Below are 9,560 nucleotides of genomic sequence, written 5' to 3'. Positions count from 1 at the left end.
GTTCTATATAAATATTCAAGAATGATTGATTTAAGTTTATATGTGTATATAGCATCGGGTATGTATTTAGTTTCAATGAATGGATTGAGACAGTATTTAGCAGCAGCAATTATTTTTACCGCTACAAAATATATTTTAGATGGGAATTGGAAAAAATATTTTTTGGTAGTTTTGTTTGCATCAACTTTTCACCAAAGCGCTCTTGTATTAATTCCTATCTATTTTTTAGTTCGAAGGAAAGCTTGGTCGACAATAACATTTATACTACTCTTTTTTGCAGTACTTATTGTAATAGGATTTAATCAATTTGCAGAAGTTTTCTTTGCAACTATAGGGGATACACAATATGGTCACTATAAGGATTTTCAAGAAGGTGGAGCTAATATTCTTCGAGTTGTTGTGGAAGCAACTCCGCTCATCCTTGCTTTTATCGGGAGGCATAAACTAAGAGAGATTTTTCCGAAGAGTGATTATATCGTTAATATGGCATTGTTAGGTCTAGTTTTTATGATTATTTCAACTCAAAATTGGATTTTTGCTAGATTCTCTATATATTTTGGATTATACCAATTGATATTGATATCGTGGGTTATAAAGGTATTTATTGAAAAAGATCAAAAGCTAATTTACTATGCAGTAATATTATGTTATTTTGTTTACTTTGTGTATGAACATGTTATTACTTTAGGAATAGTTTATAAGAGTAATTTTTGGGGGTAATTTTCAATGTGTAAACTAGAACGACCTAAAAGAGTGTTGCATATTGTTAGTGCGATGGACCGAGGGGGTGCAGAGGCACTGTTAATGAATGTATATAGGAATATAGATAGAGAAAGAGTACAATTTGATTTTGTTTCCCATAAAAGTGAAGAATGTGATTATGATAAGGAAATATTTGCATTGGGTGGAGAAATATATCGAATACCTAGCTTAGGTCGGGTAGGTCCCCTTTTATACATTAAAGAGCTTGTTAAGGTAATGTCTAGTAATCAATATGTGGCAGCACATGCACATACTGATTATCAAGGGGGGGTTGTTGCTGTTGCTGCCAAAATAGCTGGTATAAAAATAAGGGTTTGTCATTCACATAGTAATAATTGGCCAATAGGATCTGGAGTGAAAGGGAAAGTTTTGTTGGGCTTTTTACGAACAATTATTACTTATGCTGGAACAAATTATTGTGCGTGCAGTGTTGAAGCTGCACGCTTTTTATTTAATGAAAATCTTGGTAATACAAAGGTAAAGATAGTGAAAAATGCAATAGATACTAATCAATTTGTTAATGTAGATATACAGGATAGTAATAAAGTAAGAGAAGAATTCAACATACCAGTTGGAGCGAAGGTGATTGGTCATATTGGTCGTTTTTCTGAATCTAAAAATCATATTTTTATGTTAAAGGTGTTCAAAGAGGTATTAAGGTCTGATTCAAAATTTATACTTGTTTTAGTAGGGAACGGTCCGTTACAGGATTCTATTGAGTTAGAGGCAAAAAGCTTAGGTATCTATGAAAAAATTAGATTTTTGGGGGTAAGAAAAGATATTCCGAGAATTATAAGGATGTTTGATGTTTTTCTTTTTCCATCTTTATTCGAGGGATTCGGTATTGTGGCATTAGAAGCACAATGTGCGGGGGTACCATGCGTAGTAGCAAATACAATAACTAAAAATGTAGATATGGGTTTAGGCATAATAACATTTATTAGTTTAGATGAAAAACTGGAAAGATGGTCTGCAGAAATTCATAGAGCTTTATTAAAAGAAAAATTGAATACACAAATAGTAGTTAATAAAATTTCAGAATTAGGTTTTGATATTAAGAGTAATATTCCAGATTGGTTATCATTATATGGATTAGAGTATAGGAAGTCATAATTCATTGTAATTATTTATATACAATGAAGGCTATTATTATGAAATTTCACAATAAATTGGGTGAGGGATTAGAAAATGAAAAAGAAAAAAATTCTCATTACATCATTTGATATGGAAATTGGTGGAGTAGAAAGAAGTTTAATCGGTTTATTGAATACAATCGACTATAGCAAATATGATGTAGATTTGATGTTATTTAAACACGAAGGAGAGTTTCTTTTTTTGTTGCCTAAAATGCCTAATTTGTTAAAGGAAGTAAAACAGTATACTACTTTTAGAAAATCTATCAAGCAAATATTGCAAGAAGGACAAATTACAATTGGATTGACAAGAACCTTGGGGAAAATTTTAGGTGATGCACATGGGAGATATGTAAAAAGTGCAGAATCTGGATACCTTGTTATTCAATATGGTTGGAGAATAACGTTACCCTTTATACCGAAATTGGAAGAAGAGTATGATGTAGCAATTAGTTTTTTATGGCCACATTATTTTATTGGAGATAAAGTTCGAGCGAAAAGAAAAATCGGTTGGATTCATACGGATTATTCAAATATAAAACTTAATAGAAACATGGAGGATAAAATGTGGAGCAAGATGGATAATATCGTAGCGGTTTCAGAAGGATGTAGAGATTCATTTCTTAGTAGTTTACCAAATGTGAATAAAAAGGTTGAAATTATAGAAAATATACTCTCTCCTGAGTTCGTGCGTGAGCAAGCTTATCAAGAAGATATTACCGAAGAAATACAGGTGAAATCAGGAAAAATAAAGCTTGTTACGGTAGGACGGTTATCGTATGCAAAAGGAATAGATCTTGCTATGTATTCTTTAAGAAAGTTATTAGATCAGGGGTATGATATTGAATGGTATGTAGTTGGTTATGGAGCACAAGAAGCTGAACTTAGGAAGTTATTAGCTGAACTTAATCTGGAAAAAAAATTTTTTTTATTGGGTAAAAAGACAAATCCTTATCCATATATAAAAGCATGTGATATATATGTGCAACCATCTAGGTATGAGGGGAAAGCTGTAACAGTTCGTGAAGCGCAAATTATTGGAAAGCCAGTACTTATTACTAATTTTTCAACTGCTAACAGTCAGGTGCAGGATGGGGTTGATGGCATAATAACTGAGATGGGGATAAATGGGATAGCTAATGGGATAAAGAAACTTATTGGTGATAAAGAGCTGAGGGGAAAACTGGTGGAAAATACGCTTAAAGGTGAATACGGAAATCGTAATGAAATTGATAAATTATATGCATTATTTTCGTAAAGGGAGAATCAATAAATGATTTTTAATATTTTGAGCGCAATAAAAACACTTTAGGGTAGTGATAGTTATGAAAAAAAAAATTTTATTCGTCATAGATTCGTTACAAAGCGGAGGGGCTGAAAAAAGTTTAGTATCTTTACTTTCTTCATTAGATTATAAGAAATATGAAGTGGATTTGTTAATGTTTTCTGCTAGTGGATTGTATTTGCCATTACTTCCAAAGCGGGTAAACGTATTAGATGTACCGGTAGTTATTAAAAGACAGGCGGAGAAATATAAAAATTTAATTAAACATAAATACTTTAAAGAGTTATTTCTTAGAATTGGAGCTTCTATATCTCTTAGAAATCCATACATAAATAATAATTTACATACAGCTCAAATAGTTTGGAGATGGGTTTCTAAAGGGATGGATAATTTAAAGGGGAAATATGATGTTGCCATAGCTTATAGTCAAGGAATGCCGACATATTTTGTGGCAAATAAGGTTTATGCAAGTAAAAAAATTGCCTGGGTGAATACAGATTATAGGTTAGCTGCATATAATAAAGATTTTGATTTGAAATATTATGAGGACTTTAATGAAATAGTAGCTGTGTCCGATGTTTGTAAGGAGGTATTGATTCAAGAAATCCCTAAAATAGAGTCAAGGGTCCAGGTTGTATATGATATTATATCGCCGACGCTAATTAAATCGATGGCAAATGAGGGGGATGGGTTTAGTGATCAGTTTGAGGGATTACGAATATTAACTATCGGTAGGTTAGTGTATGAAAAAGGGTACGAACTGGCCGTAGAAGCTTGTTATAAATTAAAGCAAAAAGGGTATAAATTTAAGTGGTATGTAATAGGAGAAGGAAATCTTCAAAATAAACTTGAGGAGATGATAAGTAAATATAATTTACACGATACTTTTATACTATTGGGTACTCACAAGAATCCATACCCTTTTATAAAACAAAGTGATATATATGTACAACCTTCAAGGTATGAAGGATATGGATTAGCGATAGCAGAGGCTAGAATATTTCAAAAACCTATAGTAGTAACTGATTTTATAACCGTTCATAATCAAATTAAAAATAGAGAAAATGGCTTAATAGTGAAGATGAATTCGGAAGAAGTGTACGAAGGGATAGAAGAAATTATAGAGGATAATTTACTGAAGAAATATTTGTGTGAGAACTTAAAGAATGAGCAGGTTGGAACTGAAGGGGAACTTAAGAAGGTGTATGCCTTATTAGAAAAATATTAACCTTGTATATAGAGAGTAAATCTAAGAATTCAAAACTTATTAATAAGAGCCGGAAAGCGAATCTTTAATCAGTGAAGACTGTGTTCTATTAAATAGTAGGATAAGGTGATTCGGAGGAAATATGAAGAAGAAAATTATATTTATGGTTATAAATATGAATATAGGCGGTACGGAGAAGGCTTTGCTGAATATGGTGGCAGAAATTCCAAAAGATAAGTATGATATAACGATTTTGATGTTAGAAGAAAAAGGGGAGTTTTTGGAGTTTATCCCAGAGGGGATTCATGTAGAATATTTAAAAAATTACGGAGAAATAAAAGAAGTGTTAAATAAACCACCACGAGTCGTTATAAGAAATTTTATTAGACAAGGAAAAGTTATAAAAGCCTTTCAAACAACTTTTTTGTATTTAGTATCAAAAATTATGAAAGAAAGGAGTGTTATTTTTAGATATTGTTTGCGTAATTATACTGTTGCATTCAATAACTACGATATTGCAGTTGCTTATGCCGGACCTATGGATTTTATAAGTTATTTTGTTGCAAATAAAATAGAAGCTAGACGAAAAGTTCAATGGATACATTTCGATATTGAAAAGATATATTTTAACAAACATTTTGTAAGTAAAGTATATAAAAAGTTCCAACATGTTTTTGTAGTTTCGGATTTAGGAAGGAAAAAACTTACTCAAACGATGCCAGAATTAATTAATAAGACAGAAACTTTTTTAAACATTATTTCACCTGACATGATAGTGAAGATGGCAAATGAAGGAATTGGATTTTTGGATGATTTTGATGGAGTAAGGATTCTTACTGTTGGTAGATTGAGTGTAGAAAAAGGACAGGATTTAACAATATCGGTATTAGCTAAGCTTAAAGAAGCTGGCTATAATGTTAGATGGTATTGTATAGGAGATGGAAAGGAAAAAGGAATGTATGAAAAACTCGTAGAAAATTACGATATTCAAAGTGACTATATATTTTTAGGGGCAATGTCAAATCCATATCCTTTTATGAAGCAATGTGATATATATGTACAACCATCTCGTTATGAGGGATACTGCATAACACTCGCAGAAGCTAGATGCTTTAACAATCCGATTATTAGTACAAATTTTACAGGAGCAAGTGAACAAATAAACCATAACCACAATGGATTAATAGTTCAATTTGACGAGCAGCAAATGTATGATGCTATTGTACAAATATTAGGTGATAAATTATTGGAAGGGCAGTTGAGAAAAAATACAGAAAAAGAAATTGTAGATACGAGGGATGAGTTGAAAAAGTTATATAGAGTAGTGGATTCTAATGTGTAACTTGTTTTAGATGGTAGTATTATTATTTTAATAGTATTTCAGGAATATGACGCGTTAGTTGTTATAAATTGTATTTTATGTGAAAACATCTTGAGAGGATGTTTTTTATTTTGCTATAAAACATTTTGATGGTAGAAGGAGATAGTTATGAAGAGAGTGCTATTTATGATAAGTAGTATGAATATAGGTGGGGTAGAAAAATCACTACTTTCTTTGTTATCTGTTATACCAAAAGACAAATATGACGTTACGGTATTGATGTTGGAGAAGAAAGGGGGATTTTTAAAACAATTACCAAGTTGGATAAAGATAGAAGAAGCAGTTTGGTTTAAAGATATAAAACCTAAAATTATGCAATCACCAAAGAAAACGATTAAAGAGTACTATGAAAATAAAAGATATATTAAGGCTTTAAATTTTTTCTTCTCCTATGTGGTATCTGAAAAATTAAAAGATAGATATGTTTTCTATAAAGAGATTTTTAAAGACATTCCGCATAGTAAAAATAAATATGATATTGCTGTAGCATATCAAGGACCTACTGACATAATTGATTATTATGTAGTAAATAGAGTAACCTCAAAAAAGAAAATTTCTTGGGTGCATTTTGATGTTTTTAAACACCAAATTAATACAAAATTATATGAAAAATTATATGGTGAGCTAGATAATATATGTGTAGTTTCTAAAGAAGCACAGAAACATTTAATAGAGAAGTTTCCTAGAGTTAAAAGTAAGACAAATGTTTTTTTTAATATTGTACTTCCGGATTTAATAAATGAAATGGCAAAAGAAAAAGTAGAATTTGATAATGGATATAAAGGTATGAAGATAGTAACAGTAGGTAGACTTTCAAAGGAAAAAGGTCAAGACCTTGCAATTAAAGTTTTGTCAATGTTACGTAAAGCTGGATATGAGGTACGGTGGTACTGTATCGGAGAGGGGGAAAATAGAGAGTATTATGAGACATTAATACGTAAGTATGATTTAAAAAAGGATTTTGTACTATTGGGATCAACACAGAATCCTTATCCGTATGTATATCAATCAGATATATATGTTCAAACCTCTAGACATGAAGGGTATTGCCTTACCTTAGCGGAGGCAAAATGTTTAAAAAAACCTATTGTAACGACTAATTTTACAGGAGCATATGAGCAAATAAAAGATGGACATAATGGTTTTATCGTCGAATGGAATGAGGAAGATTTGTATAACAAAATTAAGTATCTTTTAGATCAAAAGATACTACGCAAAAAAATAACGACTAATTTGTTAACGGAAGAATTAAATAATATAGCAAATATTGATAGGGTTTTTGGGTGAATTTAAGTGAAGGGAGTTAATTATGAATCCTAAAATTAGTATTATAGTACCAGTGTACAAAGTTGAACAATACATTCATAAATGTATTGATTCTATATTGATGCAAACATTTGAAGATTTCGAATTAATACTTGTTGATGACGGTTCTCCTGATACTTGTGGAGAAATATGTGATAGATATGCTGATAAAGATATACGGATTAAGGTAATTCATAAAGAGAACGGTGGCGTATCTTCCGCAAGAAATGCTGGATTAGAAATTGCAAAGGGGGACTATATAGGATTTGTGGATAGTGATGATTGGATAGAACCAGATATGTATGAATTGTTATATGGCATGTGTGCTGAACACAGATGTGATGTAGCTATTTGTAGTAGTCAAATTTATTACAGTAATAAAATTGTAATCTCAAGTAACCATCCATTTATTATTCATGATAGAAATACTGCGATGAAGACGATGTTGGAAGGGAAGTTGTATGATGAAGTCGTTTGGACTAAACTATTTAAAAGAAATTTATTGGAGGATATTAAATTTCCAGTAGGTATGTCATATGAAGATACAGCATTTACGTATAAAGTTATTCATAAGTGTAAAAAAGTATGTTTCATAGGAGAACCTAAATATCATTATATAAAGCGTGATAATAGCATGATGGATCGGGCTGTAAAAGAGGTTAAAATTGACTCAGTCTTAATTTATGATGAAATGTGTAAATTTATGGAGCGATATTATAAGGAGTTATATAGCTTAGTTATATTAAAACTAGGAAATTGTTCGATGGTAGTTTTAAATTTAATATCAATGAGCGGAAGGTTTAATGAACATAAGGTTAAATATTATAAGGTTACTGGTATATTGAATAATTATTTTTATAAAACAATGAGTTTAAAAGAGTATGGGAAAAGTGTAAAGTTCTTATTGTTTGCGACTAAGCTGCATCCATTATTGTATAAATTTTTAATAAACAATTTTGCAAAAAGGGGACAGGTATGAAGAAGTCTTTGTTAAAGTTATATTATTTATATATTGGAACGAAGAATAAGGTAACCATTCAATATAATAGGATGATTACAGTGAAAAGGCAGCCTCCAACAGTGAAAACTCTTGATGAAACGCTTGACTATATTATAGGTAATAATTGTTCGGTAAGTAGATTTGGTGATGGTGAATTCGCTCTTATAAATGGTGAAAGTTTAATCTTTCAGCCGTATTCAAAAGAATTAAAGGATAGACTGGATGAAATTATTAAGAGTAATAAGGTGGGGCATTTAGTTTGTATTCCGAATGTTTTTAAAGATTTAAATTGGTGCACTGAAAAATCAAGAGTATACTGGAAAAAATATTTAGAGTTAAATCGTAGCAGAATTTATAAGAGTATAAGTATGAATAAAGAATATTATGATGCATTAGTTACAAGGTTATATATAGACCATCAAGATAAGAGTATGGCTGGAATTCGCTTTGATAAAATAAAAGATGTTTGGGATGATAGAGAAGTAATTGTTATTGAAGGGGTGCAAAGTAGATTAGGGGTAGGAAACGATCTTTTTAAAAATGTTAAAACAATTGATAGGATAATATGCCCATCGAAAAATGCTTTTGCGAAGTATAGAGAAATTTTAGAGGTAGCAAAGAACCAAAAAAAATCTAAATTAATATTAATTGCACTAGGTCCAACAGCTACGGTATTAGCGTATGATTTATCTTCTTATGGATATCAAACTTTAGATATTGGTCATATCGATGTAGAGTATGAATGGTTTTTGAAGAAAGTAACAGAAAAACAGCCTATAAAAAATAAGTATATTGGTGAAGTAGATAATGGAACTAATGTGAATGCAATTAGTGACTTAAAGTATGAGAGTGAAATTATTGCCAGGATAATATGATTTGATTATTTTAAATTTTTCGAAGAGATATAGTTAATGAAGGGGATTAATCATGCGGACGATGCATTCAATCAAGAACATATCAATAAGTATATTTTCTCAAATAGTTATTGTTATTCTGGGATTTATATCGAGGAAAGTTTTTTTAGATAGTTTAGGAATAGAGTATTTAGGAATAGATGGTTTATTAATTAATGTTTTATCCATGTTAGCGTTAATTGAGGCTGGTATAGGAGCAAGTATAGTATACAATTTGTACAAACCACTGGCAGAAAATGATCAGAATAAAATTATAGCACTCGTTCAATTATATAAGAAAATATATCGAATTTTGGCAATGATTATTTTAGTAATTAGTGTAATGATATATCCGTTTTTAAGTTATTTAATGAAAGATGGGGACGATATATCGAATGTTGCAATAATCTATTCAATATTCGTAGCAAAAAATGTAGTCACATATTTAAATGCTCATAAGAGGTCTTTAATAAATTCAGATCAAAGGGGATATATATTAGCTAGGGTGGATCTCGTATTCCAAATGCTAACTACTATATTCAAAATATTCATACTTATTTATACGCAAAATTATATATTGTATTTAATTATAGA

8 protein-coding genes and 1 pseudogene are annotated in these 9,560 nt (G+C 30.5%); all 9 read left to right on the top strand.

The window, feature by feature from the left end; genetic code table 11:
* The coding region (locus V7038_RS28690; RefSeq protein WP_335696028.1) for an EpsG family protein at window positions 1-720 on the top strand (720 nt) is incomplete at its 5' end.
* 6 nt (window positions 721-726) lie between these two features.
* Window positions 727-1,875, top strand: a complete 1,149-nt coding sequence (locus V7038_RS28685; RefSeq protein WP_002199614.1) for a glycosyltransferase family 1 protein — start codon at window positions 727-729, stop codon at window positions 1,873-1,875.
* 75 nt (window positions 1,876-1,950) lie between these two features.
* The gene (locus tag V7038_RS28680) at window positions 1,951-3,153 is read left to right on the top strand and encodes a glycosyltransferase (protein WP_070146832.1); all 1,203 of its coding nucleotides are present in this window, start codon (window positions 1,951-1,953) and stop codon (window positions 3,151-3,153) included.
* A gap of 67 nt (window positions 3,154-3,220) precedes the next feature.
* Complete coding sequence (locus V7038_RS28675) at window positions 3,221-4,408, top strand: glycosyltransferase (protein ID WP_070146831.1); 1,188 nt, start codon at window positions 3,221-3,223, stop codon at window positions 4,406-4,408.
* Between the two features lie 121 nt (window positions 4,409-4,529).
* Window positions 4,530-5,729 (top strand): glycosyltransferase, encoded by a 1,200-nt coding sequence (locus V7038_RS28670; protein ID WP_070146830.1) that lies wholly within the window; start codon window positions 4,530-4,532, stop codon window positions 5,727-5,729.
* Between the two features lie 147 nt (window positions 5,730-5,876).
* Entirely contained in the window at window positions 5,877-7,055 is a 1,179-nt protein-coding gene (locus tag V7038_RS28665; RefSeq protein WP_335696027.1) for a glycosyltransferase, read from the top strand.
* A 22-nt stretch (window positions 7,056-7,077) separates the two neighbouring features.
* Complete coding sequence (locus tag V7038_RS28660) at window positions 7,078-8,052, top strand: glycosyltransferase family 2 protein (RefSeq protein WP_070146828.1); 975 nt, start codon at window positions 7,078-7,080, stop codon at window positions 8,050-8,052.
* Window positions 8,049-8,948: an SP_1767 family glycosyltransferase gene (locus tag V7038_RS28655; RefSeq protein ID WP_070146827.1), complete on the top strand. Its 900-nt coding sequence runs from the start codon at window positions 8,049-8,051 to the stop codon at window positions 8,946-8,948. The genes V7038_RS28660 and V7038_RS28655 overlap by 4 nt, the downstream gene beginning before the upstream one ends.
* A 52-nt stretch (window positions 8,949-9,000) precedes the next feature.
* Window positions 9,001-9,560: pseudogene (locus tag V7038_RS28650) on the top strand (lipopolysaccharide biosynthesis protein); the annotation flags it as partial.

Source organism: Bacillus sp. JJ783 (genome assembly GCF_036963225.1).
GTDB lineage: Bacteria > Bacillota > Bacilli > Bacillales > Bacillaceae_G > Bacillus_A > Bacillus_A cereus_U.
Note: the sequence above shows the minus strand (reverse complement) of the source record. Positions and strands in the feature narration are given on the sequence as shown.